Source organism: Streptomyces sp. NPDC055815, assembly GCF_053616475.1.
In genome coordinates, this window is the sequence record NZ_JBSHDU010000023.1 from 16,549 (window position 1) to 42,610 (window position 26,062).

The 26,062-nt window shown below is 72.2% G+C and carries 26 protein-coding genes and 1 pseudogene; 13 read left to right on the top strand and 14 right to left on the bottom strand.

Going from position 1 to position 26,062, the window contains the following annotated elements; genetic code table 11:
- Positions 1–76: 76 nt before the first annotated feature.
- Together ACWGN5_RS16855 and ACWGN5_RS16860 are read right to left on the bottom strand one after the other, a co-directional pair.
- Positions 77–697: a response regulator gene (locus ACWGN5_RS16855; RefSeq protein WP_015035223.1), complete on the bottom strand. Its 621-nt coding sequence runs from the start codon at positions 695–697 to the stop codon at positions 77–79.
- Complete coding sequence (locus ACWGN5_RS16860) at positions 697–1,812, bottom strand: sensor histidine kinase (RefSeq protein ID WP_453515804.1); 1,116 nt, start codon at positions 1,810–1,812, stop codon at positions 697–699. Before ACWGN5_RS16860 ends, ACWGN5_RS16855 begins: the two co-directional genes overlap by 1 nt.
- A gap of 434 nt (positions 1,813–2,246) precedes the next feature.
- Between ACWGN5_RS16860 and ACWGN5_RS16865 the strand changes: the two genes are divergently transcribed.
- The gene (locus ACWGN5_RS16865) at positions 2,247–2,783 is read left to right on the top strand and encodes a GlcG/HbpS family heme-binding protein (RefSeq protein ID WP_453515624.1); all 537 of its coding nucleotides are present in this window, start codon (positions 2,247–2,249) and stop codon (positions 2,781–2,783) included.
- Positions 2,784–2,866: 83 nt separating this feature from the next.
- Positions 2,867–4,258 (top strand): M1 family metallopeptidase, encoded by a 1,392-nt coding sequence (locus tag ACWGN5_RS16870; protein WP_453515627.1) that lies wholly within the window; start codon positions 2,867–2,869, stop codon positions 4,256–4,258.
- On the opposite strand, the gene ACWGN5_RS16875 is transcribed toward ACWGN5_RS16870, so the two are convergent.
- Both ACWGN5_RS16875 and ACWGN5_RS16880 read right to left on the bottom strand, forming a co-directional pair.
- Complete coding sequence (locus ACWGN5_RS16875; RefSeq protein ID WP_453515629.1) at positions 4,255–4,776, bottom strand: GNAT family N-acetyltransferase; 522 nt, start codon at positions 4,774–4,776, stop codon at positions 4,255–4,257. The genes ACWGN5_RS16870 and ACWGN5_RS16875 overlap by 4 nt on opposite strands.
- A gap of 89 nt (positions 4,777–4,865) precedes the next feature.
- Complete coding sequence (locus tag ACWGN5_RS16880) at positions 4,866–5,441, bottom strand: TerD family protein (protein ID WP_453515631.1); 576 nt, start codon at positions 5,439–5,441, stop codon at positions 4,866–4,868.
- Positions 5,442–5,556: 115 nt separating this feature from the next.
- Between ACWGN5_RS16880 and arfB the strand changes: the two genes are divergently transcribed.
- Positions 5,557–5,994 carry an alternative ribosome rescue aminoacyl-tRNA hydrolase ArfB gene (arfB, locus tag ACWGN5_RS16885; RefSeq protein ID WP_078908429.1) on the top strand — a complete coding sequence of 146 codons (438 nt, stop codon included), beginning with the start codon at positions 5,557–5,559 and terminating at the stop codon, positions 5,992–5,994.
- Between the two features lie 27 nt (positions 5,995–6,021).
- On the opposite strand, the gene ACWGN5_RS16890 is transcribed toward arfB, so the two are convergent.
- Positions 6,022–6,459 (bottom strand): RidA family protein, encoded by a 438-nt coding sequence (locus ACWGN5_RS16890; RefSeq protein WP_453515633.1) that lies wholly within the window; start codon positions 6,457–6,459, stop codon positions 6,022–6,024.
- A 42-nt stretch (positions 6,460–6,501) separates the two neighbouring features.
- On the bottom strand, positions 6,502–7,065 hold the full coding sequence (locus ACWGN5_RS16895; RefSeq protein ID WP_453515636.1) for a flavin reductase family protein: 564 nt from the start codon (positions 7,063–7,065) through the stop codon (positions 6,502–6,504).
- Positions 7,066–7,327: 262 nt separating this feature from the next.
- Here ACWGN5_RS16895 and cdgB point away from each other — a divergent pair, with 262 nt between their 5' ends.
- Together cdgB and ACWGN5_RS16905 are read left to right on the top strand one after the other, a co-directional pair.
- On the top strand, positions 7,328–9,046 hold the full coding sequence (cdgB, locus tag ACWGN5_RS16900; protein WP_453515637.1) for a diguanylate cyclase CdgB: 1,719 nt from the start codon (positions 7,328–7,330) through the stop codon (positions 9,044–9,046).
- A 72-nt stretch (positions 9,047–9,118) separates the two neighbouring features.
- Complete coding sequence (locus tag ACWGN5_RS16905; RefSeq protein WP_453515639.1) at positions 9,119–10,087, top strand: CBM35 domain-containing protein; 969 nt, start codon at positions 9,119–9,121, stop codon at positions 10,085–10,087.
- 4 nt (positions 10,088–10,091) lie between these two features.
- Here ACWGN5_RS16905 and ACWGN5_RS16910 read toward each other — a convergent pair whose 3' ends face one another.
- The 3 genes from ACWGN5_RS16910 to ACWGN5_RS16920 all read right to left on the bottom strand — a co-directional run bounded on the left by ACWGN5_RS16910 (position 10,092) and on the right by ACWGN5_RS16920 (position 13,235).
- A complete protein-coding gene (locus ACWGN5_RS16910) occupies positions 10,092–11,012 on the bottom strand; it encodes a 1-phosphofructokinase family hexose kinase (RefSeq protein ID WP_453515642.1) in 921 nt (306 codons plus the stop codon).
- A gap of 127 nt (positions 11,013–11,139) precedes the next feature.
- Positions 11,140–12,285: an N-acetylglucosamine-6-phosphate deacetylase gene (gene nagA / locus ACWGN5_RS16915; protein WP_453515644.1), complete on the bottom strand. Its 1,146-nt coding sequence runs from the start codon at positions 12,283–12,285 to the stop codon at positions 11,140–11,142.
- Entirely contained in the window at positions 12,285–13,235 is a 951-nt protein-coding gene (locus ACWGN5_RS16920; protein ID WP_453515646.1) for an ROK family protein, read from the bottom strand. Before ACWGN5_RS16920 ends, nagA begins: the two co-directional genes overlap by 1 nt.
- Before the next feature lie 230 nt (positions 13,236–13,465).
- On the opposite strand from ACWGN5_RS16920, the gene ACWGN5_RS16925 reads away from it, so the two are divergent.
- Positions 13,466–14,749 carry an extracellular solute-binding protein gene (locus ACWGN5_RS16925; protein ID WP_453515648.1) on the top strand — a complete coding sequence of 428 codons (1,284 nt, stop codon included), beginning with the start codon at positions 13,466–13,468 and terminating at the stop codon, positions 14,747–14,749.
- A 92-nt stretch (positions 14,750–14,841) separates the two neighbouring features.
- Here ACWGN5_RS16925 and ACWGN5_RS16930 read toward each other — a convergent pair.
- Positions 14,842–16,048 (bottom strand): annotated as a pseudogene (locus tag ACWGN5_RS16930) (RNA-guided endonuclease InsQ/TnpB family protein); the annotation flags it as partial.
- Positions 16,049–16,065: 17 nt separating this feature from the next.
- Between ACWGN5_RS16930 and ACWGN5_RS16935 the strand changes: the two are divergent.
- The 3 genes from ACWGN5_RS16935 to otsB all read left to right on the top strand — a co-directional run bounded on the left by ACWGN5_RS16935 (position 16,066) and on the right by otsB (position 17,522).
- On the top strand, positions 16,066–16,215 hold the full coding sequence (locus tag ACWGN5_RS16935; RefSeq protein ID WP_453515649.1) for a FitA-like ribbon-helix-helix domain-containing protein: 150 nt from the start codon (positions 16,066–16,068) through the stop codon (positions 16,213–16,215).
- Positions 16,216–16,277: 62 nt separating this feature from the next.
- Positions 16,278–16,580 (top strand): DUF3263 domain-containing protein, encoded by a 303-nt coding sequence (locus ACWGN5_RS16940; protein WP_453515652.1) that lies wholly within the window; start codon positions 16,278–16,280, stop codon positions 16,578–16,580.
- Between the two features lie 60 nt (positions 16,581–16,640).
- Positions 16,641–17,522, top strand: a complete 882-nt coding sequence (otsB, locus tag ACWGN5_RS16945) for a trehalose-phosphatase (protein WP_453515655.1) — start codon at positions 16,641–16,643, stop codon at positions 17,520–17,522.
- Positions 17,523–17,586: 64 nt separating this feature from the next.
- Here the strand turns inward: otsB and ACWGN5_RS16950 are convergent, their stop codons facing one another.
- Both ACWGN5_RS16950 and ACWGN5_RS16955 read right to left on the bottom strand, forming a co-directional pair.
- The gene (locus tag ACWGN5_RS16950) at positions 17,587–19,893 is read right to left on the bottom strand and encodes an immune inhibitor A domain-containing protein (RefSeq protein WP_453515657.1); all 2,307 of its coding nucleotides are present in this window, start codon (positions 19,891–19,893) and stop codon (positions 17,587–17,589) included.
- A gap of 140 nt (positions 19,894–20,033) precedes the next feature.
- Positions 20,034–20,915 carry an NAD(P)-dependent oxidoreductase gene (locus tag ACWGN5_RS16955; RefSeq protein WP_453515660.1) on the bottom strand — a complete coding sequence of 294 codons (882 nt, stop codon included), beginning with the start codon at positions 20,913–20,915 and terminating at the stop codon, positions 20,034–20,036.
- A 98-nt stretch (positions 20,916–21,013) separates the two neighbouring features.
- On the opposite strand from ACWGN5_RS16955, the gene ACWGN5_RS16960 reads away from it, so the two are divergent.
- A complete protein-coding gene (locus tag ACWGN5_RS16960) occupies positions 21,014–21,367 on the top strand; it encodes a winged helix-turn-helix transcriptional regulator (RefSeq protein ID WP_453515661.1) in 354 nt (117 codons plus the stop codon).
- Between the two features lie 74 nt (positions 21,368–21,441).
- On the opposite strand, the gene ACWGN5_RS16965 is transcribed toward ACWGN5_RS16960, so the two are convergent.
- Positions 21,442–22,353: a serine/threonine-protein kinase gene (locus tag ACWGN5_RS16965; RefSeq protein WP_453515663.1), complete on the bottom strand. Its 912-nt coding sequence runs from the start codon at positions 22,351–22,353 to the stop codon at positions 21,442–21,444.
- Between the two features lie 88 nt (positions 22,354–22,441).
- Between ACWGN5_RS16965 and ACWGN5_RS16970 the strand changes: the two genes are divergently transcribed.
- The 3 genes from ACWGN5_RS16970 to ACWGN5_RS16980 all read left to right on the top strand — a co-directional run bounded on the left by ACWGN5_RS16970 (position 22,442) and on the right by ACWGN5_RS16980 (position 24,614).
- The gene (locus ACWGN5_RS16970) at positions 22,442–22,987 is read left to right on the top strand and encodes an RNA polymerase sigma factor (RefSeq protein ID WP_369145643.1); all 546 of its coding nucleotides are present in this window, start codon (positions 22,442–22,444) and stop codon (positions 22,985–22,987) included.
- Positions 22,984–23,832 (top strand): hypothetical protein, encoded by an 849-nt coding sequence (locus tag ACWGN5_RS16975; protein ID WP_453515666.1) that lies wholly within the window; start codon positions 22,984–22,986, stop codon positions 23,830–23,832. The genes ACWGN5_RS16970 and ACWGN5_RS16975 overlap by 4 nt, the downstream gene beginning before the upstream one ends.
- 95 nt (positions 23,833–23,927) lie before the next feature.
- Entirely contained in the window at positions 23,928–24,614 is a 687-nt protein-coding gene (locus tag ACWGN5_RS16980; RefSeq protein WP_453515669.1) for a hypothetical protein, read from the top strand.
- A gap of 72 nt (positions 24,615–24,686) precedes the next feature.
- On the opposite strand, the gene ACWGN5_RS16985 is transcribed toward ACWGN5_RS16980, so the two are convergent.
- Positions 24,687–26,042, bottom strand: coding sequence for an alpha,alpha-trehalose-phosphate synthase (UDP-forming) (locus tag ACWGN5_RS16985; protein ID WP_453515672.1), 1,356 nt, complete (start codon positions 26,040–26,042; stop codon positions 24,687–24,689).
- Positions 26,043–26,062: the final 20 nt, after the last annotated feature.

The window sequence follows — 26,062 nt, forward strand, 5'->3', positions numbered from 1 at the left end:
CGGTTGGACGACGACGCACGGTAGCAGTGGGGGTGGGGCGGTGCCGGGGAATGGCGCCACGGACCAGCCCTACGGGCTACGGCAGCAGGCGCCGCTCCTTCGCCACCGCGACCGCGCCCGCGCGGGTGTCGACGCCGAGCTTGGCGTAGATCCGGCCCAGGTGCGTCTTCACGGTCGCCTCGCTGATGAACAGGGCCCGTGCGATCTCCCGGTTGCCGAGGCCGCGGCCGAGCTGGCCGAGGATGTCCCGTTCCCGGTCCGTCAGGCTCGGCCCGGCCGCGCCGCGCATGCGGTCCATGACCCGGCTGGCGACCGGCGGGGAGAGGGCCGTGCGGCCCTGCGCCGCGGAGTGGATCGCGGCGAACAGCTCCTCGGGCCGCTCGGCCTTCAGGAGGTAGCCGGTGGCGCCCGCCTCGATGGCCCGGGTGATGTCCGCGTCGGTGTCGTACGTGGTGAGGACCAGGACGTGGACACCGGTGGGCGCGATCCGCCGGGTCGCCTCCACGCCGTCGATGCCCGCCCCGAGCTGGAGGTCCATCAGGACGACGTCCGGCTTCAGCTTCGCGGCCATGGCGACGGCCTCCTCGCCGCTGCCCGCCTCGCCCACCACCTCGATGTCGGGGGTGCTGCCGAGCAGCGCGAGCAGGCCGGCGCGGACGACGACGTGGTCGTCGCAGAGGAGGATCCGTACGGACATCAGGACTCCAGGGAGAGCGGGATCGCGGCGGAGAGCACCGTGCCCTCGCCCGGGGTGGACTCGACCGTCAGGGTGCCACCCAGCTGCTGGGCGCGCACCCGCATCGCCGGCAGGCCGTGGCCGCGTTCGGCCTGCTCGCGGGCGAGCGCCGGGTCGAAGCCGCGGCCGTCGTCGGCGATGTCGAGGACGATCTGGTCGTCGAGGTAGGTGAGGGTCAGGGCGGCGGATTCGGCGCCGGCGTGCTCGCGGATGTTGGCGAGGGCGCCCTGCGCGATCCGCAGCAGCGCCGCCTGCACGCGGTCGGGCAGCGGCACCGCGATCCCGTCGATCCGGAAGGCCGCCGACTCGCGGGCGGCGAGACCGCGCAGGGCCTCCTCCAGGCCGCCGTCGCCGGCGAGGTCGGCGGGGGCGAGGTCCTGCACGAAGCGGCGGGCCTCGGCGAGGTTGCGTTCGGCGATGGATTCGGCGGTGCGGACGTGCCGGCGGGCCGTGACGGGGTCGCTGTCCCAGGTGCGGTCGGCGGCCTGGAGCAGCATCTGCTGGCTCGACAGGCCCTGCGCGAGGGTGTCGTGGATCTCCATGGACAGGCGCTGGCGCTCGGCGAGGGTGCCTTCGCGGCGTTCGATCGCGGCGAGTTCGCGCCGGGTGCGGATCAGGTCGTCGATGAGTGCCCGCTGGCGGGCGGCCTGCCGGTCGGAGTACACGAAGACGCCGGTGGCGAGGGCGGCGACGGCCGGCGGGGCGACGATCAGGTTGGGGTCCCAGCCGCCGTGCGAGAGCTGGACCTGCGCGAAGACGACGAAGGCGGTGAGCAGGCCGACCAGGCCGAGGGCGGCGCGCGGCGGGAGGGTGCGCAGGCCCGTGTAGAAGAGCGGCACGGCGCACCAGGCGAAGCTGGGGGCGAGGACGACGAGGACGACCCAGACGGCGACGACCGTGCCCAGCCAGGCGGTCCGGCGCGGGGTGGCGCGGGTGCCGAGCACCGGGCCGAGGAGGTAGAGGGAGGCGAGGGCGCCGCTGAGGGCGATGATCCAGGGGCTGCGGGGCTCCCAGTCGTGCCGCAGCAGGAAGCGGGCGAGGGAGGCGCCGAGCAGCAGGAAGAACGCGATGTGCATGACCCGCGCGAGCCAGTGGGCGTCCGGGTCGTGTTCCGTGGGCCGGGTCGGTCGGTGTGCGTCGGGGTCGTGCGGCGTGGGCCGGGTCGGCCGGTGTGCGTCGGGGTCGTGCGGCGTGGGCCGGGTCGGCCGGTGGGCGTCCGGGTCGTGCTGCGTGGGCCGGTGGGCGTCCGGGTCGTGCTGCGTGGGCCGGGTCACCGTGCTGCCTCCCTGCCTGCTGACCTGCGTGTATCTGTCCATGGTGGCCCGGAGGGACCAGCCGGGCATCAACCGATCGGCTGACAGGCCCGTCGTCCGGTGCGCGCGCCGAGGGCAGCCGGACCGTGGACCGGTGGGCGCCGGTTCCGGCCGGAGGATGGAGGCAGAGCGAAGGACGAACGAACCGCTCGAAGGCTTCCCTCTCCCTCTCCTCCTCACCTCTTACGGAGTCAGTCATGAAGAAGATCGTCCTCGGTGCCACCGCCGCCGCTGTCGTCGCCGCCGGCACCTTCGGCGTGGTCTCCGCGAACGCCGCCGCCCCGGCCGCCGCCCCCGCCGCCGTCATGGCCGACGCCGACAACGGCAACACCCTGCAGACGACGCACCTGACGATCGAGGCCGCCACCAAGGCCGCGCAGGCGACCCTGGACGCCGCCGAGGCGGAGAACCAGCGCGTGTCGGTCGCGGTCGTCGACCGCAACGGCAACACCATCGTCACCCTCCGCGGCGACGGCGCCGGCCCGCAGTCCTACGAGTCGGCCGAGCGCAAGGCGTTCACGGCCGTCTCCTGGAACGCCCCGACCTCCGTCCTCGCCGGCCGCCTCGCCAACGCCCCGCAGCTCAAGGACATCCCCGGCACCCTCTTCCTCGCCGGTGGCGCCCCGGTGACCGCCAAGGGCGCGCCCATCGCGGGCATCGGTGTCGCGGGTGCCCCCTCGGGCGACCTCGACGAGAAGTTCGCCCAGGCCGGCGTCGCCGCCCTCGCGAACTGACGTCCCCCGTGCGGCGGTGGCGTCCGGATCCCCCGACCGGACGCCACCGCCTTTTTTCGGTTTTGACCTCTTAAGATCGGTACGTGTCAGAACGCAGCCGGACCGGAGCCCTCGCCCTCGTCGCCCTCCTCCTGCTGGTGGGCGGCTGCACCGAGGCCGCCGGCGGCGTCCGCGGCACTCCCGGCGCGGCCGGGCTGCGCGACCCGCTCTTCCCGAAGCTCGGCAACGGCGGCTACGACGTCGGGCACTACGACCTCACCCTCGCCTACGACCCGGCCTCCGGCCGCCTCGACGGCACCGCAGAGATCACCGCCCGCGCCACCCAGGACCTCAGCGCCTTCAACCTCGACCTCGCCGGACTCACCGTGCGCGGCGCCACCGTCGACGGCGCCCCCGCCGCGTACAACCGGGCCGGGAACGAACTGACCCTCCGCCCCCGCGACGAACTCGCCGAGGGCAAGGAGTTCAAGGCCACCGTCACGTACACGGGCGTGCCCGAACCGCTCACCGACGCCGACGGCTCCAAGGAGGGCTGGCTGCGCACCGCCGACGGGGCGGTCGCGGTCGGCGAACCGGCCGGCTCCATGACCTGGTTCCCCGGCAACCACCACCCCTCCGACAAGGCCACCTACACCCTCGCGCTCACCCTCCCCGCCGGACTCGACGGCCTCTCCAACGGCGTCAGGACCGAGCGGCGGACGGAGAAGGACGGCCGCGTCACCACCGTCTGGCACACCGCCGAACCGATGGCCGGCTACCTCGCGACGGTCGCGATCGGCCGGTACGAGACGGGGACCGCGACCGCCCTCGGCACCGTGCCCGTCCTCACCGCCGCCGAGACCCCCGTCGCGCCGGGCAGCGCCGCGCTGCGGGCCGAGATCCCCGAGCTCCTCGCCCGCCAGGTGAAGCGTTTCGGCCCGTACCCCTTCTCCGCCGCCGGGGCCGTCGTCACCAAGGACGGGACCCTCGGATACGCCCTGGAGACCCAGACCCGGCCGGTCTTCCCGGCCGCCTCCTTCGACCGGGCGACCCTCCTGCACGAGCAGGCCCACCAGTGGTTCGGGAACTCGGTCACGCCCGAGAGCTGGCAGGACATCTGGCTGAACGAGGGCTTCGCGACGTACGGGGAGTGGCTGTACGACGAGGAGTACGAGCACGTCCCGGCGTCGACCCACTTCGCGCGCGCCTTCGCCCAGGACGCCAACTGGGCCTTCCCGCCCGCCGCCCCGCCCACCGCCGAGAACCTCTTCGACCCGCCCGTGTACCAGCGGGGCGCGATGGTCCTGCACAAGCTGCGCCAGACGGTCGGCGACCGCGTCTTCGACGAGATCCTGCGCGGCTGGGCCGCGAAGTACCGCCACGCCAACGCCACCACGGACGACTTCACGGCCTACGCGGAGAGCGTGGCGGGCCGCGACCTCGACGCGCTGTGGGACGTCTGGCTCTACGGCGACGAGAAGCCCGCCAAGCCTTAGGGCCCGTCCAGGCTCTTGCGCATCACGATGCACGCCCGGCCGTGCGCGAGGTCCGGGCGGCGGTCCGTCTCCTCGTAACCGAGGGCCGTCCAGAAGGCCAGCGCCTTCGGGTTGTTCTCCAGGACGGCGAGCCGCAGCCCCGTACGCCCGTCGGCGCGGAAGCGGTCCTCGACGTACGCGGCCAGCCGGCGGCCGTGACCCGCGCGCCGCTCGTCCGCGTGGACCATGAGCAGCCCCAGCCACGGATCGGGCTCGGCCGGGTCCGGGTGGCGGCCCAGGGTGACGGCCACGGCGACGAGCCGGCCCTCGGAGCGGGCGAGGAGGACCTCGGCGGTCGGCTGGGCGAGATCCTCGGCGAGCGCGGCCGCCACCTGCTCGGGCCGGATGTCGGACGGATCCGGGAAGTCGCCGCTGAGCTGCTGGAACTCCTCGTTGGAGGCGTACAGCGCGGTGAGCTCGGTGAGCAGCGCGCCGGGGAGGGCGTGCGCTTCCGCGTGCGGGAGGGCTTCGACGATCACGGCAAGAAGGGTAGAGCCCCGGCGGGGATTCCCGGCCGGGGCTCTCCTGCGTCGCGAAGGATCAGTCGCGAAGGATCAGTCGCGAACGATCAGAGGTTGACGCCGAAGTCGCGGGCGATGCCCTCGAGGCCCGAGGCGTAGCCCTGGCCGACGGCGCGGAACTTCCACTCGGCGCCGTTGCGGTACAGCTCGCCGAAGATCATGGCCGTCTCGACGGCGGCGTCCTCGGAGAGGTCGTAGCGGGCGATCTCGGCGCCGCCGGCCTGGTTCACGATGCGGATGTACGCGTTGCGCACCTGGCCGAAGTTCTGCGAGCGGGACACCGCGTCGTAGATGGAGACCGGGAAGACGATCTTGTCGACGTTCGCCGGGAGGCCCGCGAGGTTGACGTTGATCTGCTCGTCGTCGCCGCCGCCCTCACCGGTGCGGTTGTCACCGGTGTGCACGATGGTCTGGTCCGGCGTCGCCTTGTTGTTGAAGAAGACGAAGTGGGCGTCCGAGGCGACCCGCCCCGCGGCGTCCACGCCGATCGCCGAGGCGTCGAGGTCGAAGTCGGTGCCGGTGGTGGTGCGGACGTCCCAGCCGAGGCCCACGGTGACGGCGGCGAGGCCCGGGGCCTCCTTGGTCAGGGAGACGTTGCCGCCCTTGGACAGGCTCACAGCCATGGAAAGTCCCTTTCATCGTTCTGTCGTCGCCTGGAGAAACGCGCGTCGGCGGTCGGCGGTTCCCGGCCGCCGCCGAACGAAAACAGGATGACTCCTCAGGCCCCCTGCGGGGAACATGGAAGGCATGTCCGGTCCGTATCCCATCCGCGGCTCCGTCTCGCTGCCCGAGGCCGAGCTCCAGTGGCGTTTCTCGCGGTCGTCGGGGCCGGGCGGTCAGCACGTCAACACCAGCGACTCCCAGGTGGAGCTCCGCTTCGACCTCGCGGCCACCGACGCACTTCCCGAGGTGTGGAAGGCCCGCGCCCTGGAGCGCCTCGCCTCCCGCCTGGTCAACGGCGTCGTCACGGTCCGCGCCTCGGAGCACCGCTCCCAGTGGCGCAACCGCGAGACGGCCGCGGTCCGCCTGGCCGCCCTCCTCGCCGAGGCGACGGCCCCACCCCCGAAGCCCCGCCGCCCCACGAAGATCCCCCGCGGCATCAACGAACGCCGCCTGCGCGAGAAGAAACAACGCTCGGAAACCAAACGCACCCGCCAGTCCCGCGACTGGAGCTAAGCCCGATCGGCAGGCGGCCGAGGGGCCTCAGTCGGGCAGGGACACGGTGAGGTCCAGTTCGACGAGTTGGCCCGAGAAGCCCAGTTGGGCGACTCCCAGGAGGGTGCTGGCGGTGGTGAAGGCCGGGCCCAGGGGGGAAGCCGTGAGGCGGCTCCACACCGTGGCCAGGGCCTCCCTGTCGTCGCTCCGTACATAGACCACCGACCGGACCACGTGGTGGGGCTCGGCGTTCACCGCTGCCAGGGCGGTGAGGGCGTTCGCGACCACCTGGTCGACCTGTGCCTCGAAGGAGCCGGGGCCGACCAGTGCGCCGTTCCCGTCCAGGGGGCACTGTCCCGCCAGGTAGGCGGTGCGGCCGGACTCCACCACCGTGATGTGGTGGTAGCCGGGAGTCTGGTGCAGCTGCTCGGGGTTGATGCGGGTGATCTTCTCGGGCTTCTCGGTCTTCTCCGTCGTCCTGGTCATCGCGCGAGTCTGGTCGGTGAGGTGCCCCGCGCGCACCACCATTTACGACAGGTGCCGGTACTTCCCCTGGAAGTACGTGAGGGGTCCGCCGCCGGACGAGGGAAGGCCGACCGTCAGGACCCGGCCCACCACGAGCGTGTGGTCGCCGGCCACGACGCGGCTCTCCGTGCGGCACTCCAGGACCGACAGCGCGCCGCCCATGAGCGGGGCGCCGCTCTCCTCCCCGCGCTCGTACGGCAGGTCGGCGAAGAGGAGCCGGTCGCTGACGCGGTTCTTCATGGCGAAGCGGCCGGCGATGTGCCGCTGGTCCTCGGCGAGGATCGACACCGCCCAGACGGGCACCTCGGCCAGCAGGTCGTCCATGCGGGAGCCGTTGCGGAGGCTGACGAGGACCAGCGGGGGGTCGAGGGAGACCGACATGAAGGCGGTGGCCGTCATGCCGACGTCCTCGCCGCGCGGGCCGTCGTCGGGATCGTGCGCGGTCACCAGGACCACGCCCGCAGCGAGGCGGGACATCGCCGCCCGGAACTCGTCGTTGCTCACCCCCTCAGCATGAGGGATGGCCAGATCGGACACGGGGGGCGTGGAGGGCGTCTTCTGGAGCACGCCCGAAACGCTAGTCCGGGCCCCGTCCGTCCCGCATCGGGCCCGGGGACCAGACCCCCACCCACGCAGGACCTAGGTCCTGTCATATGCGGGCAGCCGGTGCGACCCGCCATCATCTGCTGTGACTTGAGTCACAGAGGGCAGTATTTGCTGACCCTGTGTACCTGGGGCGCAGCTCGCTGTGATTCAGTGGCGGTGACAGTGCAACACGAAGCCGATGAGAACCCTGGAGTTGCTGTCGAGGTCTCGGGGAGAGCGAGCGATGGAGACCGAGTCGGAGCCTTACGTCCGTCTCTCGACCCTGCGGCAGCTGCATCAGGTCGTGGCGGACCTCAACACTGCCCGCAGCCTGGCGGACACCCTGCAGACCGTCGCCGACGGTGTGGTCGCCGGTCTCAACTACGAGCTGGCCTGTGTCAACCTCGTCCGCCCCGACGGTGACCTCGTCGTCGCCGCCTTCGCCGGAAGCACCGCCGCGGAGGCCCTGATCACCGGCCGTGTCGGCTCCCGCTCCTCCTGGGAGCGCCGTCTGTCCATGGGCGTCCCCTGGGGCGACCTGCGGTTCATCCCGCACACCGAGGGCTGGGTCCTCATGGAGGACGACGTCCCCCAGTGGCACACCGACGGGCCCGCGCCCCGCTTCGAGGACGAGTGGCACCCGCACGACCGGCTCTACGCCCCGATGTACGCCTCCGGCTCCGGCCGTGAGCTCCTCGGCGTCATATCCGTCGACCGCCCGCGCAACGGCCGGCACCCCGGCCCCTGGGGCCAGGAAGCGCTCCAGATGTACGCCTCGCAGTCCGCGATCGCCATCAGCAACGCCCGGCTCCGCTCCAACATGCAGCGCGCCCTGGTCCGCCTGGAGCGCGAGCAGCAGGCCCTGCGGGCCTCCGAGGAGTCCTTCCGGCAGGCCTTCGAGTACGCCCCCTCCGGCATGGCCATCGCCGAGATGGGCGGCGACCAGCACGGCCGCCTCCTCCGCACCAACGACGCCCTCTGCCGGCTCCTCGGCCGCCCCGCCTCCGTGATGCGGCGCTACTCCTTCGCCGACCTCGTCCACCCCGAGGACATCGGCACCCTGCTCCGTACCTCCGCCGAGGGCGGCCGGGCCGAGCTGCGGCTCGGGCGCCGGGACGGCACGTACGTCTGGGTCTCCCTCCGGAACTCGGTGGTCGCCGACACCGCCGACGGGCCCCGCTTCCTCCTCACCCACGTCGAGGACATCGAGGAGCGCAAGCGGCACGAGCTCCAGCTCGCCCACCGCGCCTCGCACGACGCGCTCACCGGCCTCCCCAACAGCGCCGAGCTGCGCTCCCGGCTCTCGGCCCGGCTCTGCGAGCGCCCGTCGGCGCCGGGGGACGAGGCCGCGTACGGGGTGTACGACTCCCAGCGGGACGGCGGCTACGGCACGGGCCACGACGGCGGTGGCTACGAGCCCGGGTACGACCCCGGGTACGAGGTGCAGCCCCAGCCGTACGAGCACGAGCACGAGCACGGCTTCGGTTTCGAGCCGGCGGGCGGCGGCCCGTACGACCACCATGTGCACATCGTGGCGCCCACCGGCGGCGAGGTCGACGACGGGACGAAGGGGCTCGCGGTCCTCTTCTGCGACCTCGACGGCTTCAAGTCGATCAACGACCGCTTCGGGCACCACACCGGCGACGCCGTCCTCATCGAGGTCGCGCGCCGGCTCACCACCGGTGTGCGGGACGGCGACACCGTCGCCCGGCTCGGCGGTGACGAGTTCGTCGTCCTCGCCGACGGCCTCGGTGCCGCCGACGCCGCCGACCTGGCCGTACGCCTGCGGAACGCGATCATTCCGCCGATCCGGGTGGACGGTCGGGCGGTCCGTGTCGGGGCGAGTTTCGGTATCGGTTGGGCCGAGTGCGGGATGACCGTGGAAGAGGTCCTGAACTCGGCGGACCAGCGGATGTACATGGAGAAACGCTCCCGCGCGAAGGTCCACCGTCGGGCGGGCTGAGTCGCGCGCTGGTCCGTTCGGGGTAGGCTCGGCCGGTCGGCGACGGCTGGCGAGCATGGAGAGGTGACCCGGATGGCTGCCGGTAACGACGGCGCGAACAAGCCCGAGGACGACGATCCGTTCGGCTACCTGTACGCCGACGGCCAGGCAGCGGGCGCCCAGCCCCCGCAGGGCGGCGGCTACGGCTACCCCGGCCCCGCCCCCGCGCAGCCAGGCGTGCCCCGGACCTCGTACAACCAGGTCAGAACGGTCGGCGAGCGCCAGTACGGCCACCACCAGCAGCAGCAGCCGTACGTGCCGCCGCAGCAGCAGGCCGCGTACGGCAGGCCGCAGGCGCAGTACGCCGCGCCCGAGACGTACGGCGCCCAGCCGCAGACCCGCGCGATCCCGCCCCAGCGCGGCGGCTCGGGCCGCGGGCCCAACACCAAGGGCCTCCTGATCGGTGCGGTCGCCGTGGTGGCGGTCGTCGTGATCGGCATCGCGGCCGCGGTGATCTCCAACTCGGGCAACGAGAAGGACAAGGACGACAAGGCCGGCGGGAACACCCCGACGACCGCGCCGTCCCAGGCCTCGGAGACCCCGAGCACCGAGCCGAGCGCCGACAAGACCCCGGAGGAGCTTCCCAAGCAGGACGCGGCGACGCTGACGCTGGGCGGCTCGGCCACCACCGGGACCCAGTTCAAGGGCGCCAAGGGCACCAACGGCGCCTATGTGACCCTGGCCGGTGAGGGCAGCTCCGCGAGCTGGTCCGTCGACGTCCCGGACTCCGGCGAGTACACGCTCCGCATCACCTACAGCGTGCCCGGCAAGGACGCCAAGACGTCCCTCACGGTCAACGGCGAGGCGCCGCGCAAGGTGAACATGTCCAACTTCGCGAACGCCGCCGAGGGCGACTGGGAGAAGGGCTGGACGTACACGTACGCCTACGTGAAGCTCAACAAGGGCTCCAACGCGCTCAAGATCTCCTGCGAGGCGGGGGACCAGTGCGAGGCGATCCTGGACCAGGTCTACCTGGAGGCCGGCCACACCGGTAAGGGCTGACCCCTCAGGGGTTCTCCTCCGTCACCTTCACCCGCGTCAGCAGTTCCTCGTACGCGGACGGGTCGTACTCGCCGGCCACCGGGGAGAGGACCGTGGCCGCCGAGAGGGCGACCGCGCGGACGAGGCGCTCCGGCCACGGGGTCTCGTCGACCAGGCCCGAGAGGAGGCCGGCGACCGCGGAGTCGCCGGCGCCCGTGGGGTTGCCCCGCACCGCGGTCGGCGGGGCGGCGCGCCACAGGCCCTCCGGGGTGGCGGCGAGCAGGCCCTCGGGGCCGAGCGAGGAGATCACCGCGTGGGCGCCCCGGCGGCGGGCGTCGCGGGTGGCCCGGTGGGGTTCGCGGGAGCCGGTGAGCTGGGCGAGTTCCTCGGCGTTCGGCTTGACCAGGTCGGGGCGGGCCGCGATGCCCCGGCGGAGGGGTTCGCCGCTGGTGTCCAGGAGGACGGGGACGTCGGCCGTGCGGGCGAGGCGGACGAGTTCCGCGTACGCGCCGACGTGGATGCCCGGCGGGAGGCTGCCGCAGAGGGCGACCGCCCGTGCTCCGTCGAGGAGTTCGGTGAAGCGGGAGCGGAAGGCGGCCCATTCCGCGGCGGTGACGTTCGGGCCGGGTTCGTTGAGCTGGGTGGTGTCCCCGCTCGCGGTGTCGACGACGGCGACGGTGCGGCGGGTGGGTCCGGCGGTCTCGACGAGCTCGTCGCGGACCGGCGTCGCCGCGAGCAGGTTCCGCAGCGTCGTGCCCGTCGCGCCGCCCGCGAAGCCGGTGGCGACCGTCTCGTACCCGAGGGCGGCGAGGACGCGGGCGACGTTGAGTCCCTTGCCGCCGGGCCGTTCGATGACCTGGGTGACGCGGTGGGAGGCGTGCGGGGTGAGGGCCGGGACCCGGTAGGTCAGGTCCAGCGCCGTGTTGAGGGTGACCGTGAGGATCAAGACCCGTCCACCCCCCGTACTCCGTGTGAAGTCTTGTGGAACGGTCGTTCCGACGGGCACCGATCATGCCAAAGGAAAGGCGGTTGGCCCAGACCCACGGCCAACCGCCTTCCCGAGTGACACCTGATCAGACCGCCCCGGGGTGCACGATCCACTCGCCCTTGCGCATGACGCCCTTGAGGTCGAACTCGGCGTCGAGGACCACGATGTCGGCGTCCTTGCCGGGCTCCAGGGAGCCCACCCGGTCGTACACGCCGAGCAGGCGGGCCGGGTTGGCGGAGATGGCCCGGACGACCGACTCGACGGGGAGGCCGTCGATGGTGGCGGCGCGCTTGAAGGCGCGGTCCAGGGTGAGGGTGGAGCCGGCGATGGAGCCGCCCTCGACGAGCCGGGCGACGCTGTCCTTCACGTCGACGGCCAGCGGGCCGAGCATGTAGCGGCCGTCGCCGAAGCCGGCGGCGTCCATGGCGTCGGTGATGAAGGCGACGCGCTCCGGCCCCGCGTGGTGGAAGGCGAGCTCCAGGGCGGCGGGGTGGAGGTGGGTGCCGTCGTTGATGAGCTCGACGGTGATCCGCTCGTCCTCCAGGAGCGCGGCGATCGGGCCGGGCGCGCGGTGGCCGAGCGCGGGCATCGCGTTGTAGAGGTGGGTGGCGACGGTGGCGCCCGCGTCGATGGCCGCCCGCGTCTGCTCGTACGTGGCGTCGGTGTGGCCGATGGCGGCGATCACTCCGTGCTCGGTGAGCAGGTGTACGGAGTCGAGGCCGCCGGGCAGCTCGGTCGCGAGGGTGACCATCTTGGCCTGGCCGCGGGCGGCGTCGATCAGCTTGCGGACCTCGGCCGGGTCGGGGTCGCGGAGCAGCGTCTCGTCGTGGGCGCCCTTGCGGCAGGGGGAGATGAAGGGGCCCTCGAAGTGGAGGCCGGCGATCTCGCCCTGCTCGGCGAGCTCGGAGAGCAGGCCCGCGCGCCGGGTGAGGAAGTCCATGTCGCCGGTGACGAAGGAGGCGACGACGGTGGTGGCGCCGTGCAGGCGGTGGGTGTGGACGCCCTTGAGGACCTCGTCGACGGTGCCGGAGGTGAAGGACGCGCCGCCGCCGCCGTGGTTGTGCATGTCGACGAAGCCGGGGACGAGCCAGTGGCCGGTGAGGTCGAGGGTGGGGGCGTTCTCGGGGGCGGAGCCCGCGATGCGGTCGCCGTCGACGATCACGCGTCCGTTCTCGACCGTTCCGGTGGGCAGCACGACGTGCGCGCCGGCGAGAACCTGGTGATCGGCCATCAGGCGGAAACCTCCGAGTCGGTGGGGTGCTGTGCGGCGAGAAGGTCCCAGGCGAGGAGGCCCGCGCCCAGGCATCCGGCGGTGTCCCCGAGGGCTGCCGGGACGATGGCGGGCAGCTTCTGGAAGGTGACGCGCTCCTCCACCGCGGCCCGGAGTGGTGTGAACAAGGTTTCCCCGGCCTCGGCGAGCCCGCCACCGATGATGAGCGTCCGGGGGTCGAGGAGGGTGAGCGCGGTGACGAGCCCGTCGGCGAGGGCGTCGACGGCGTCCTGCCAGACCCGTACGGCGGTGGGGTCGCCGGATTCGACGGCCTTGGCGCAGTCGGCGGCGTCCGCGTCAGCAGCGCCGCTGGCCTGGGCCCAGGCGAGGGAGACGGCGGAGGCGGAGGCGTACCGCTCCAGGCAGCCGCGCTGGCCGCAGCCGCAGTCGGTGCCGCCGGGGCGGACGACGATGTGGCCGATCTCGCCGGCGTAGCCGTGGGCGCCGGCCTCGATGCGGTCGCCGATGCCGATGGCTCCGGCGATGCCGGTGCCGAGGGGGACGAAGAGGAAGCGGTCGGCGCCGTTGCCCGCGCCGATGCGGCCTTCGGCGAGGCCGCCGGTGCGGACGTCGTGGCCGAGGGCGACGGGGATGCCGTCGAGCCGGCGGCTGAGGAGTTCGCGCATGGGAACGTCGCGCCAGCCGAGGTTGGCGGCGTAGACGGCGATGCCGTTCTCGGCGTCGACGATGCCGGGGACGGCGACCCCGGCCGCGGCGGCGGGCTCTCCGTACCGCTCCTGGCCGAGGGCGCGGAGGTCCTCGGCGAAGCCGAGGATCGTCTCGACGACGGCCTCGGCGCCGCGTTCGCGGCCGGTGGCGCGGCGGGCCTCGTGCAGCAGGGTGCCGTCCGCCCCGACGAGGGCGGCCTTCATGCCGGTGCCGCCCACATCCAGGGCGATGACGTGTCTCACGGGGGACATTCTGACGCGCGGGGACCTAACAGGTCTAGTCCACTGGGCTGGATTGTTGCGCTCGGATACAAATTCGGGTCCGGCCATGGGTCCATGGTCCCGTCGCAGTTGCGGAAGTGATACCCGAGTGGTGTAGACCTCATGCCCGCGGGCGAGGCAGACTTACGGCCCTGAGAAGTGCAAACACGCAGCTCACTGCAGATGGACGACAGCTCAACGACGAGCAAAAGGTGGATGAAGCCGTGGAGCGGCGACGATTCCTTGGACTGACCGCGGCCGCCGCCGCCCTCGGACTGGCCACGACGGTCGCCGGCTGCGGCACCCTCGGCGGTGACTCCGGCGACGTGACCCTGAAACTGGTCGCCGCCGACTACGACCTCACGGGTGGCGACACCACCAAGAAGTACTGGGCCGACCTCGTCGCCGCCTTCGAGGCGAAGCACCCCGGGGTCAAGGTCGAGGTCCAGGTCCTCTCCTGGGACGACGTCGACCGCAAGGTCGCCGAGATGGTCAAGGCCGGCCAGGCCCCCGACATCGCGCAGATCGGCGCCTACGCCGACTACGCGGCCGCCGGACAGCTCTACACCGCCGACGAACTCCTCTCCATCCCCGTCCAGGCCAACTTCCAGGGCCCGCTCGCCGCCGCAGGCGAGTACAAGCGCACCCAGTACGGCATGCCGTTCGTCGCCTCCACCCGGCCGCTCTTCTACAACAAGACCCTCTTCGAGAAGGCCGGCGCCAAGGCCCCCACCACCTGGGACGAGCTCGTCGAGGCCGCCGAGAAGCTCAAGGCCAAGGGCGTCACCACCCCCTTCGCCCTGCCCCTCGGCCCCGAGGAGGCCCAGGCCGAGGCCCTCATGTGGCTGCTCGCCGGCGGCGGCGGCTGGACCGACGCGTCCGACCGCTACGCCGTCGACTCCGAGGCCAACGTCCGCACCTTCGAGTGGCTCCGCACCCACCTCGTCGGCCAGGACCTCACCGGCCCGGTCGCCCCCGGCAGACTCAACCGCAAGGCCGCCTTCGCCGCCTTCGCGAACGGCGAGGTCGGCATGCTCAACGGCCACCCCTCGCTCCTCAAGGAGGCCGCGAAGAAGGGCGTCCAGGTCGGCCAGGTCCCCCTGCCCGGCGCCGAAGGCACGCCCAGGACCTCCATGGGCGTCGCCGACTGGATCATGGGCTTCAAGCAGAACGGCCACCACAAGGAGATCGGGGACTTCCTCAACTTCGTCTTCAGCGACGAGAACGTCCTGAAGTTCGCCGGGGACAACGACCTGCTGCCCGTCACGGTCACCGCCTCCACCGCGATGGAGACCGACCCCGCCCACGCCAACCTGCGCGTCTTCCTGGAAGTCCTGCCCGACTCCCAGCTCCCGCCGGTCGGCAAGACCTCCTGGGCCAAGGTCAGCGAGAACGTCAAGAAGAACATCGGCAAGGCCGTCACCCCCGGCGGCAGGTCGTCCGAGGTCCTCGGCCGCATCGGCCGGGAGGCGACGGCACTGGAGAACGCCGAGTAGGTCGGCGGCGCGCGCTGGAGAACGCCGAGTATTGACTGCTCCCCCTCCTGAAGGAGGGGGATTCCTGGCTCACTTCGCCTGTGGACCGGCGGTCCGACAGGCCTTACAAGATCAACGCCAGCCGGGTACGAGACCAGCCCGGACGAGCATCACGCGGGCGGAGTTCTTGTCCCTCGGTCGGGAGACTCCGCACGCGGTGCACGTGTAGGTGCGCTCGGACAGGGGCAGTGCGTGCTTGGCTCTCGCTCCGCAGTCTGCGCAGTCCATCGTGGTATGGGCAGGGTGCACCAGGTGCACCCTGCGCCCGTGCTTGCGGGCCATCTCGGTCAGGGCCGTCTTCGTCGCGGAGATGGCCGCGTCGGCGGCCTTGCGAGCCATGGTCGACTTCGCGAGGAACTTCGGGCGGAAGTCCTCGACCGCGAGTTCATCGAAGTCGCGGACGACCTTCTTGGCCCACTTGCGGCCGGTGTCCTGACGCTGATTGGCGACCTTCTTGTGCAACTTCGCCGTCCGGCGCTGCGCCTCGCGGTATCCCTTGGAAGCGGCCTGACCTCGCTTCGGCTTACGCCGAGCCATCATCCGCTGATACCGGGCGAGGCGTTGGGCGGCGTTCTTCCCGTGCTGGGCGTGGGGGAGATCGTGGGCGTCGCTGGTGGTGGTGGCGGTTTCCTTCACGCCCCAGTCGATGCCTATCGCCGCGCTCGTGGCGAGAAGCGGTTCGGCCTCGGCGGCGACGACGAACGACGCGTACCAGTGCCCGAGGCTGTCGCGGTAGACGCGCACGCTGGACGGGCTGGAAGGCAGCCCACGCGACCACACCACGGTGGCGACGATGCCGCCCGCCAGGTGCAGACGGCCTTCCCTCAGCCGGAAGGCTTGCCGGGTGTATTCAAGGGTTGGTGCGCTCTCGCGCTTCTTCTTGTACTTCGGCATCCCCGCCCGCTGCCGCATGGGAAGCCGGGCCTTGATGTCCTTGAGCGCCTTGGCGCGGGATTTTCCGAAGTCGCGGATCAACTGCTGTTGCGGAACGCAGGCCCCGTCGCGAAGCCACTCATTCCTGGCGCGTGCCTCGGTCAGCATTTTCGCGAGTTGAACAGGGCCACACGTCGACTTGTCAACGCCTTCGGGTAACGCCCGGTTGTGCTGGTGGATCTGCCTGGCCTTGGCGACGGACTCGTTCCAGATCCACCGGCACCGCGACCACTCCGCCTCCAGGGCGGTCCTCGCACTGGACGACACGCGGAGGCGATAGGTGAACCGGGCGTACGCGGCCTCTTTCGCTTCCTTTGATGTCGGCATGATGTCAAAGTAGCATCATGATTCGTTTCGCACTGCGTATTCCCGAAGACCTCCACGCCCGTCTCGTCGCGCAAGCGGCTGCGGACCGCAGGTCGATCAACGCTGAGATCCTTTACTTGCTGGAGGGCGCGCTGCCCACTCCGGTTGCAGAAGACGAATCGCCCTGACGGTGAACGGCCTGTCCCTGCCCTGCCCCGCCCAAAGGGGGGGCATCCACGAAGGAGTCCGGATGACCACCGACGACGACCGGGAACCGGCTGACGACGACGTCGCTGCCGCCGACTCCTCTATCGGCGACGCCGGCGGGCTCGGGGAGCGGGAGCAGGCCCTGCTCGCCGTCGAGCGGCGCTCCTGGCCCGGGCCCGGGGCCAAGGAGCGGGCCGTCCGTGAGCGGCTCGGGCTCTCCCCGACCCGCTACTACCAGCTCCTCAACGCCCTCCTCGACGACCCGCGCGCGCTCGCCCACGACCCCGTCACCGTCAACCGGCTGCGCCGGGTCCGCGAGGAGAAGCAGCGGAGGAGGGAAGGGTGACTCCGGCCAGTGACTCCGGCCACGCTGACGTGACACCCGTACGTCGGTAGGGTCGGAAGCATGGTCAGCAGCCTCCCGCACCCGACCTTCCCCAAGCTCTCAACCCTGTTCGAGCAGGGGAGACCCCATTCCGCCGGCCGCGACGGCCTCGCCGCGCTTCTCGCGCGGCCCGAGAAGGCCGTCGTCGCCCTCGACTTCGACGGCACCCTCGCCGAGATCGTCCCCGACCCCGAGCAGGCCCGCGCCCACCCCGGCGCCGTGCCCGCCCTCGCCGCCCTCGCCCCCCAGGTCGCCTCGATCGCCGTCGTGACCGGCCGCCCCGCCGGGGTCGCCGTCCGCTACGGCGGCTTCGCCGGCGTCCCCGGGCTCGAGCACCTCGTCGTCCTCGGCCACTACGGCGCCGAACGCTGGGACGCCGTCACCGGCACCGTGCAGGCCGCCGCCCCGCACCCGGGCGTCGCCTCCGTCCGCGCCGAGCTCCCCGGCTTCCTCGACCGCGCCGGGGCCTGGCCGGGCGTCTGGATCGAGGAGAAGGGCCGCGCGGTCGCCGTCCACACCCGCCGCGCCCTCGAACCGGAGAGCGCGTTCGAGGCCCTCAAGGGCCCGCTCGGCGACCTGGCCGTCGCCCACGGCCTCGTCCTGGAGCCGGGCCGGATGGTGCTGGAGCTGCGGCCCCCGGGCATGGACAAGGGCGTCGCCCTCGCGGAGTACGTACGGGAGGTGGGCGCCGGGTCCGTGCTGTACGCGGGCGACGACCTGGGCGACCTGCCGGCCTTCGCGGCGGTCGAGAAGCTCCGCTCCGACGGCACCCCCGGCGTCCTGGTGTGCAGCGGTTCCACGGAGGTCCCGGAGCTGGCCGGCCGGGCGGACCTCTCGGTGGCGGGCCCGTCGGGCGTGGTGGAGTTCCTGGCGGAGCTGGCGCGGGCGGTACGGGAGGCCTGAGGGCCCCGGGAACGCGAGGAGGGCGGTACGGAAGCTCCGTACCGCCCTCTTCTTCTCGTACGGATCAGTGCGCGGCCGGGTTGGCGACGCTGATCGTCAGGTCGTCGCCGGCGTCACCGGTGACCGTGACGCGCACGCCGTGACCGGCGACCTTCACGCTGGCCTGCGGGGCCGTCGTGTCGTAGTACGCGTTCGGGTCGGTGTCGTCGAAGACCGGGATGCCCGGGACGGAGGGGGCGCAGGCCGCCAGCGTCTCGACGGTCTTGTTGCCGCCCTTGCCCACCAGGACCTCCTTGTGGAGGCAGGTCGCGTCCGTGGCCTCCAGGCCGAAGGTCGCGTCGAAGGGCTGGCGCCGGTTGCTGGGCGCGGTCCCGTCGGCGTACCGGAACGGGGCCGGGCGGGCGTCGACGGCCATCGCCGAGCCGCCACCGGGGTGGTTGCTGACGTTGTTGTCGTCGTAGGAGCGGTCGACGTACCAGACCAGCATGCCGTTCTGGAACCTGAACCACTCGACCCAGTCCGGGGCGGTGATGCCCTTGCTGAACTGGTACGGGCCCTGGGCGAGGAGCGCGTCGGAGCCGACGTACTCGCGGTTCTCCACGAGGTAGAACCGCGGGGCGGTGGCCGTCTCGGTGCCGGTGGAGATCTTCCAGCGGCCCTGCGCGGTCCAGCCGCCGACGCCCTGCTCGACGTCGTCCGACGCCAGGTTCGTCCCGCCGGAGGTCAGCGTGATGTCGTCCAGGAACGCGCCGGCGAAGTGCACGCCGCCGTCGCTCTGGTAGCGGAAGCGGAAGAGGGACGGCTTGCCGGCGGAGTCGTACGTGAACCGCAGCGTCGTCCACTTGCCGCCGGAGGAACCGGAGACGGACGCGCCCGCGCGGGCCCAGGTGGCGCCGTTGTCGAGGGAGTACTCGGCGAAGAGGTAGTCGAAGTCGGCCTCGATCTCGTACCAGGCGCTCGCCTTGACCGTGACGCGCGGGGCGGCCGGCACGGAGCGGGTGAGGGACTGGTTGAGGCCGTCGGCCGAGCCGGTCCACCAGGCGTGCGTGCCCGAGGTGGGCGTGGCGTAGGTGGTGCTGCTCGTCTTGTCCGGGAGCGCGACGCGGACGGCCTGCTCCTTGCCGGTGACCTGGAGCGCGGCCGGGCTCAGGGTGTACGAGCCGGTGGCGCCGAGCGGCGCGTCGGCGTAGTCGAGCCAGCCGAGGAAGAGCTTCTCCTCGGCGCCCATGAGGCCGGGGTGGGTGCCGATGCCCTCGTTGGCGGCGGCGCCGTGGCCGAGCCAGGATCCGGAGCTCATGAGGGTCCAGAAGGCGGTGGAGTTCTCGCCGCCGTCGGTGTCGTAGAAGTCCGGCAGGCCGAGGTCGTGGCCGAACTCGTGGCAGAAGACGCCGAGTCCGCCGTTCTCGCCCTCGGTGGTGTAGTCGCCGAGCCAGTACTTGGACTGGCCGATGCGCGCGCCGCCCTGCTTGTTCTGGGCGCCGGAGACGTCGGGGCCGGTGAGGCCGTAGTCGTCGCCGTTCACGTACCAGCGGTGGGACCAGATGGCGTCCTCGCCCTGGGCGCCGCCGCCGGCGTCCTCGCCCATGCCGGCGTGCACGGCCTGGAAGTGGTCGATGTAGCCGTCGGCCTCGTCGAAGTTGCCGTCGTGGTCCCAGTCGTTGCGGTCCCAGACGTCGAACTGGGCGAGGTACGCGTCGATCTCGGCGGGCGTCTTGCCGGCCGCGAGCTGGGCGTTCCACCAGGCGTCGCCGGTGTCCTGGATGAAGGCCCAGGAGCCGCCCGTGTCCTCGACGGCGTTGTCGCCGTAGGTGGAGGCGTTGCCGGGGACCTTGACCCAGTCCTCGACGGTGTTGGTCACCGAGTACTGGCCGCTGGACAGGCCCTCGTAGAAGGTCTTCATGGACTCGCCGGAGCCGTTGAAGAGTTCCTCGTAGTGGGCCTTGGAGAAGTCCGCGGTCCAGGCGTTGGAGTTGTCGGTGCTGCGGTCCGGCCGGGGTATCTGGTTGTGCAGCGGGCCGGGGACGGTGCCGAGCTTGCCGGAGCCCTGGTCGCCGAACTCGGAGAGGATCGTGAAGATCTTCTCCTGGCGGGTGGCGGTGGTGGTCTTCGTCTCGGCGAACTTGCCGGGGGCGACCTCGACGACGCCCTTGGCGTTCGCCTTGGCCTTGCCCTTGGCGACCAGGTCGATCGCCTGCTCGCGCAGCTTGGTGCGCTGCTTCGTGAGAGGTCCGGGCCGGTCGTCGGTCCGGTGCGCGTTCGCGCCGGCCGGTGTGACGTCCCGGGCTTCCTGCGCGGCGGCGGGGGTGAGCCCCGCGGCGAGGAGTGCGGTGAGCGCCGACCCGAGGGTCATGCCCACGACAATCTTCTTCACGTGTGTTGCGATCCTTCCGCTTGCCTCATGCGTCTCATGGGGAAAAACGGATCGCCTGGGGGAACGATCGCCGCGAGTGTGACACGGGAAGACCCCTCAGGAGGAGGGGTCGCGACCGAATATCGGCTACGGATTCCCGCTCACCGAAGAAGCAGGTCCACCACGCCCGTCAGGTCCTCCTCACCGCTGCCGACGTCGAGGCGGCGCCGCATCAGCTCGAAGTAGGGACGGATCAGTTCCGGGCTGACGCCCTGCCCCTCGGCCGTCGCCAGGAACGTCGGCGTGCCGGCCACCTGCATCGCGAGGTTGGACACCACGCCGCTGGTGTAGTCGCCGCTCTTCAGCTGGGCGGCGGTCCCGTGCACGCCCTGGGCCATGGCGGCGAGCCAGTCGGCGAGCAGCGGGGCGAAGGCCACGGGATCGATGTCCTCCTTCCGTACCAGCGCGAAGGCGTGCGCGGCACCGGCGAACATCCCGTACATGCCGCTGAGCAGGGCCACGTCGTGCAGGGCGGCGAACCCGGCGTCCTCGCCGACGTACTCGGTCCCGGCGGGGATTGCGAGGGCGGCCCGGTGCGACTCGAACAACTCCCGCGAGCCGCTGTAGAAGACGTAACCGCCGGCCTCGGGGACCCCGATCATCGGCGGGACGGCCATGATGCCGCCGTCCAGATAACGGGCACCCCGCTCCTCGGCCCACGCGGCCCGGGCCCGCGCCTGGGCAGGAGTCGTGGTGGTGAGGTTGACCAGGTCCTTGCCGGCCAGGTCGACACCGTCGAGGGCGGTCCCGACGGACTCGTCGTCGAGCAGGCAGACAACGACGAGCGTGCTCGCCGAGACGGCCGCGGCCGCGCTGTCGGCCACCTTCGCCCCTTCTCCCGCGAGCGCCTCGGCGCGGGCGGGCGTGCGGTTCCAGACGGTGAGCGGATACCCGGCGGCGAGCCAGGTGCGGGCGAGGGCGGCACCCATGGCGCCAAGCCCGAGAAGAGAGACGGGAGACGTCGGCATGCTGTTCTGCGTCATGCCCAGAAGGCTGCTCCAGGCCGCTGACCTGCTCAAGTACCCACTTTCAAGTGGGTGGTTACCCTGAGGTGAGCGAACAGGTCAGAAGGGTGGGGCGAGTGGCGACACTGAACCGACCGGCAGCCGGGACCGGCCACGTCTGCGGCATCGACACCGCGATGGAAGTGATCGGCGGCAAGTGGAAGGTCCTCATCCTCTGGGCCCTCCACGAACACCCCCACCGCCGCTTCGGCGAACTCCGCCGCCTGATCCCGGGCATCACGGAGAAGGTCCTCGCCTCCCACCTGCGCGAGATGGAAACGGACGGCATCGTCGCCCGCATCGCCTACGACGAGGTCCCACCCCGCGTCGAATACACCCTGACCCCGTCCGGCCTCCACCTCAACGAGGCCCTCGAACCGCTGGCGGCGTGGGGGAGGGAGCGGCGCGCATCCAGTAGCACCACTCACTGAGAGCCGGCGTCATCGAGTGTCGGGGCACTTGCGGCACCCTCGACGAGGAGGATCGGACCGGCTCCCTGTTGGATTCAACGCTGCAGCCAGCTCAGCAGGGTCGTCGCCGTGAACACCGCGCCCGACGCCAGACAGACCGTGCGCGGGGTCAGCCACCCGGGGCCTTTCAGGGGCTGGGGCTGCGGGGCTGGAGCGAGCAGCGCGTCTGCGAAGGCCTGGGCGGTCGGGGGGCGATCGGCCGGTTCGACGGACATCGCGGCCCGTAGCAGCAGGGCGACGTTCGGTGGGAGCTCCGCTCCGGCGGGGAGCGCGGGCAGCGTCGAGGTGGTCGGCTGGTCGGTCATCAGGGCTGTGGCGCGGCCGCCCGGGCCGAACGGCTTCTGCCCGGTCAACAGCTCGTAGGTGACGACGGCCAGCGCGTACACATCGGCCCTTCCGTCGAACCCGCCGGTCTGGAAGGCCTGTTCCGGTGCCATGTACGCGGGGGTGCCCGTGGTCACCGTCAGCCCGGACGCGTCGGCCAGTTGTTTGGCGCTGCCCAGATCCGCCACCAGCACCTCGGCGGGCGCGGGGCCGGTGGAGAGCAGCAGGTTGGACGGCTTGACGTCGCGGTGCACCACACCCGCGTCGTGCAGGACCTGGACCGCGTAGCCCGCCTCCGCGGCCAGCCGCAGCGCCTCCCGCGGGTCCCCCTGCCCGACCCGGTCCGCCAGGGTGCCGCCGCGTACGTAGTCCATGACGAAGTAGGGCCGGTCCTCCTGCACCCCGACGTCATGCACCCGGACCACCCGCGGGCTGGCGATCCGGCGCAGCAGCCTCGCCTCCGCCAGGAACCGCTCGCGCACATCGGCGTTGGCGGCCCAGTTCTCGGCCAGCACCTTCACCGCGACCTCGGTGTCGAGCTCCGGATCGTAGGCCTTCCAGACCGTCGCGAAGGAGCCGGCTCCGAGCCGGTCAAGGAGGAGGTAACGGCCGAGCTTGCGCATGTGGCAGCATTCTGCCGGAGTCCGGGGGAGCGTGGAACGCCCCCCTCGACGGGTGGGACGCGCGCGGGGCGAAACGGGGGGATTCCGGGTGTTCGAGGAAGGCGAGTTGGAGCGGCTCGTGGCGGCCGCTCAGGCGGGGGACTCGGGGTCGACGGAGTACCTGCTGGCCACACTGCGGCCGGTGGTGCTGCGACGCTGCTCGCGCTTCCTGCCCCACCACGCCGACGCGGAGGAGGCCGCGCAGGACGCCCTCCTGTCCATCAGCACGCACCTGGGCGAGTACAGCGGCCACGGCTCCTTCCTGGGCTGGGTGACGGTGATCGCCTCGAACGCCGCCCGGTCCACCTACCGTTCGATGCGCCGACGCGCCGAGGACAGCCACGCCGACCTCCCCGAGTCCGTCGACCCGCGTACCACCAGCGTCATCGCCGGGAGCCGGCTCGACCTGATGGAGGCGTTGGCCGCGCTGGAGCGGCAGCACCCCACCCTGGTGGAGTCCTTCGTGCTGCGCGACCTGGGCGACCTGACCTACGTCCAGGTGGCCGAGCAGCTGGACGCCCCGTTGGGCACGGTCAAGGACCGTATCCACCAGGCCCGCCGCTTCATGCGCGAGCGCCTGGTCGCCGGTTCGTGAAGGGCGGTCACGCGACGGGCGGCGGCCACGCCGTCGTCCGGCTCCGGTCCGCCGTCGCCGCCCTGGTGGCAGCCGCCGCGCTCGGGCTGGTGACCGGCCGATTCGTCCTGCCCTCGCCCCCCGGCGCCGACGCGCACCCGGCAGCGCGTTCGGGTGCCGCGCCCGGCGGGGCATCCCAGGGCGCGTCCGCTCCCGCGAGGCCCGGCATGTCCGCCCCGATGCCCGCGCCCTCGGCCTCCGGTTCCGGCTCGCCGACCGGTGCGACCGGGCCGGTGACGAAGGCGAACCTTCTGGAACCCGCGGCGTTCGGCCCGGACGCCGGCATCGGGAAGATCCACGTCACCGACCGGTACGGCGACGGGCATTACGCCAACGCGGCCTGCACCGGGGAGAAGACCCTCACGGAGACCCTGGGCGGGCCCGGTGCCCACTTCCGCGGACTGATGACCAGCACCCGCACCGACCCGAGCGACCCCACGCTGGCCCGGGACGGCGCCGACCAGGTCGCCCGCGAGGTCGCCGCCGAGGCCCGTACCCCTTCCCTGGCGCAGAACTTCTCCCAGCGCCTGCTGCTGGAGCAGGTGCCCTGCCAGGAGGAAGCGCCGGGGCACTGGGTCTACGGAAGGACCACGACGCTGCGGCTCGCCCCGGACGTCACCGCGAGCTGGATGGGCGTCTACCCGGGATCCCTCAACACCACCGGCACGGCGCCCGAGGGCGAGGAGCCCTGCGGCGGCATCGCCGTGCTGCGCAGCGGCACCCACTACGGGGTGCTGGAGGTCGACGCCTGCCTGGGGACGGCCGCGATGGACCGGGTCGTCAGGGCCGCTCTGTCACAGCTGTGAAACAGCCGGTCAGAGCTCCAACTTTCCCTTCTCCGGCGGCATCTCCCCCGGTTGTACGAGGACGCAGCAGGCGTCCCGACCAGCAGGGGGACCAGATGACCGAGAACCAGACCGTCCAGCAGAAGTCCGTTCGCCGCAACCGGGTCGCCGCCGCGGCCTGCTTCGCCGCCGCACTGATCACGGCCACCGTCGTCGGCACCCAGTCGGCCACCGCCGCCGGGGCCGCGCACCGCACCGCGGCCGCCGCCCGCTCGGCCGCGGTCGCCGCGCCCGCACTCGGCTCCGCCGCCCTCGTCCAGAGCGAGGACTTCCGGACGGGCCTGAACCCGGTCGGCGCGACCGTCGCGCTGACCGGGCGCCAGGCGCTGTCCGCGTGCTCCGGCGAGGAGACGATGCGCGACCTGACCCAGGGCAGGGCCACCGCGTACGCGTCCGTGAACTGGACCTTCGACACCGGCGGCCTGCTGACCGAGTCGGCCGCGAGCGCCCCCACCAAGACCGCGGCCGCCACCTGGGAGAAGCAGCTCGGCGGGCTCGTCCAGGACTGCCAGGACGAGCCCGCCGGCCACTGGTACTACGGCGCGGCCCACACCCTGACCACCACCGGCGGCACCGCCCACTGGTACCCGGCCTACAACGGCGACGGCACCGCCACCGGCGGGGTCGCGGTCCTGCGCAGCGGCACCAGGGTCGCCCTCGTCGAGCTCACCGGCCGGCCCGGCTACGCCCCGGCCTCCGTCGAAGGCATCGCCACCGCGGCACTGAACCGCCTCTCCTCCTGAACGGAAGCCTGAACGGAAGCCTGAACGGAAGTCCCGCTCCGCCCGCGCCGTCGGGCGGAGCGGGCCACCGGCTCACCGCTCCCGCAGCGCCTCCAGCTGGTCCAGGAACCACCGCTGCGGCGGGTGCGCCGTGGCCGTCGCCGCCAGGCGCTTCGTGCGGTCCGCGCGTTCCGTCGGGGGCATGGTCAGGGCCGTGTGGAGGGCCTCCGCCGTCTCCGTGACGTCGAAGGGGTTCACCGTGATCGCGTCCTCGTGGAGTTCCTCGTACGCGCCGGCCTCCCGGGAGAGGACGAGTGCGCAGCCCGACTCCGAGACGACCGGTATCTCCTTCGCGACCAGGTTCATGCCGTCGCGCACCGGGTTCACCAGGGCGACGTCCGCCAGGCGGTAGGCGGCCAGGGAGCGGGTGAAGTCGTCCTCCACCGAGACCAGGACCGGCCGCCAGTCCGCCGTGCCGAACTCCGTGTTGATGTCGGCGGCGAGTTCCGTGACGGAGGCCGTGTACGTGCGGTACGCCTCCAGGTCCTGGCGCGAGGGGTACGCCGAGGCCAGGTGGACCACTCGGTCGCGCCATTCCGGGTGGGTCGTGAGGAGTTCCCGGTAGGCCTCCAGGCCTCGCAGGATGTTCTTCGAGAGTTCCGTGCGGTCCACTCGGACGATGGTCTTCCGGTGGCCGATCTCGTCGCGCAGTCGCGCCAGGCGGTCGTCCACCTGCGGGCGGTACGCCAGCGCCCGCAGCTCCTCGCCGTCCACCCCCAGGGGGTACGCCGCCACCCGCGTGTCTCCCAGGTCGCCCGCGCCGGCCTCGAACGCCTCCGCCCACGCGCGCGTGTGGAAGCCCAGGCGGTCCGCGCCGAGCATCCCCCGCAGGAGCTCCTCGCGGATGTCGGCCGGCAGCATGCGCAGGTACGCGGGGGAGGCCCAGGGGGTGTGCGTGAAGTGGGCGATCCGCAGGTCCGGGCGGAGGTCCCGGAGCTGCCCCGGGACCAGCGCCAGGTGGTAGTCCTGCACCAGGACCGCCGCGCGCTCGGCCGCCTCCGCCGCCAGGGCCTCCGCGAACGCGCGGTTGTAGCTCCGGTACGACTCCCAGCGGCGGCGGAACCCCGCGTCGAACACCGGCTCGCGCGGGATGTCGTACAGGTGGTGGTGGAGGAACCAGAGGACCGAGTTCGCGATGCCGTTGTACGCGTCCGCGTAGACGGCGGGATCGATGTCCAGCATGCGCACGCCCGGCTCGCCCGTACCGCGTCTCACCGCCTCCCGGTCGCCCGCGCCGAGCGCCGCGCACACCCAGAGGCTCTCCTGGGAGTCGATGGTGCTCAGGGCCGACGCCAGGCCGCCGCCGCCCTTGCGGGCGTCCAGCGAACCGTCCTCGCCCAGTGCGTACGAGACCGGGCCCCGGTTGGATGCCACCAGCACAGTTGCCATGTGGCGAACCTAGCCCGTCC

Excerpts from the sequence above, each read along its gene's own strand:
- ACWGN5_RS16865 (WP_453515624.1), top strand. The coding sequence starts at position 2,247 with ATGAAGAAGATCGTCCTCGGTGCCACCGCCGCCGCTGTCGTCGCCGCC.
- ACWGN5_RS16965 (WP_453515663.1), bottom strand. The coding sequence starts at position 22,353 with ATGCGCAAGCTCGGCCGTTACCTCCTCCTTGACCGGCTCGGAGCCGGC.
- arfB (WP_078908429.1), top strand. The coding sequence starts at position 5,557 with ATGGAAGGCATGTCCGGTCCGTATCCCATCCGCGGCTCCGTCTCGCTG.
- ACWGN5_RS16935 (WP_453515649.1), top strand. The coding sequence starts at position 16,066 with ATGATTCGTTTCGCACTGCGTATTCCCGAAGACCTCCACGCCCGTCTC.
- ACWGN5_RS16955 (WP_453515660.1), bottom strand. The coding sequence starts at position 20,915 with ATGACGCAGAACAGCATGCCGACGTCTCCCGTCTCTCTTCTCGGGCTT.
- ACWGN5_RS16855 (WP_015035223.1), bottom strand. The coding sequence starts at position 697 with ATGTCCGTACGGATCCTCCTCTGCGACGACCACGTCGTCGTCCGCGCC.
- ACWGN5_RS16880 (WP_453515631.1), bottom strand. The coding sequence starts at position 5,441 with ATGGCTGTGAGCCTGTCCAAGGGCGGCAACGTCTCCCTGACCAAGGAG.
- ACWGN5_RS16860 (WP_453515804.1), bottom strand. The coding sequence starts at position 1,812 with ATGCACATCGCGTTCTTCCTGCTGCTCGGCGCCTCCCTCGCCCGCTTC.
- ACWGN5_RS16890 (WP_453515633.1), bottom strand. The coding sequence starts at position 6,459 with ATGACCAGGACGACGGAGAAGACCGAGAAGCCCGAGAAGATCACCCGC.
- ACWGN5_RS16905 (WP_453515639.1), top strand. The coding sequence starts at position 9,119 with ATGGCTGCCGGTAACGACGGCGCGAACAAGCCCGAGGACGACGATCCG.
- nagA (WP_453515644.1), bottom strand. The coding sequence starts at position 12,285 with ATGGCCGATCACCAGGTTCTCGCCGGCGCGCACGTCGTGCTGCCCACC.
- ACWGN5_RS16940 (WP_453515652.1), top strand. The coding sequence starts at position 16,278 with ATGACCACCGACGACGACCGGGAACCGGCTGACGACGACGTCGCTGCC.
- otsB (WP_453515655.1), top strand. The coding sequence starts at position 16,641 with ATGGTCAGCAGCCTCCCGCACCCGACCTTCCCCAAGCTCTCAACCCTG.
- ACWGN5_RS16980 (WP_453515669.1), top strand. The coding sequence starts at position 23,928 with ATGACCGAGAACCAGACCGTCCAGCAGAAGTCCGTTCGCCGCAACCGG.
- cdgB (WP_453515637.1), top strand. The coding sequence starts at position 7,328 with ATGGAGACCGAGTCGGAGCCTTACGTCCGTCTCTCGACCCTGCGGCAG.
- ACWGN5_RS16985 (WP_453515672.1), bottom strand. The coding sequence starts at position 26,042 with ATGGCAACTGTGCTGGTGGCATCCAACCGGGGCCCGGTCTCGTACGCA.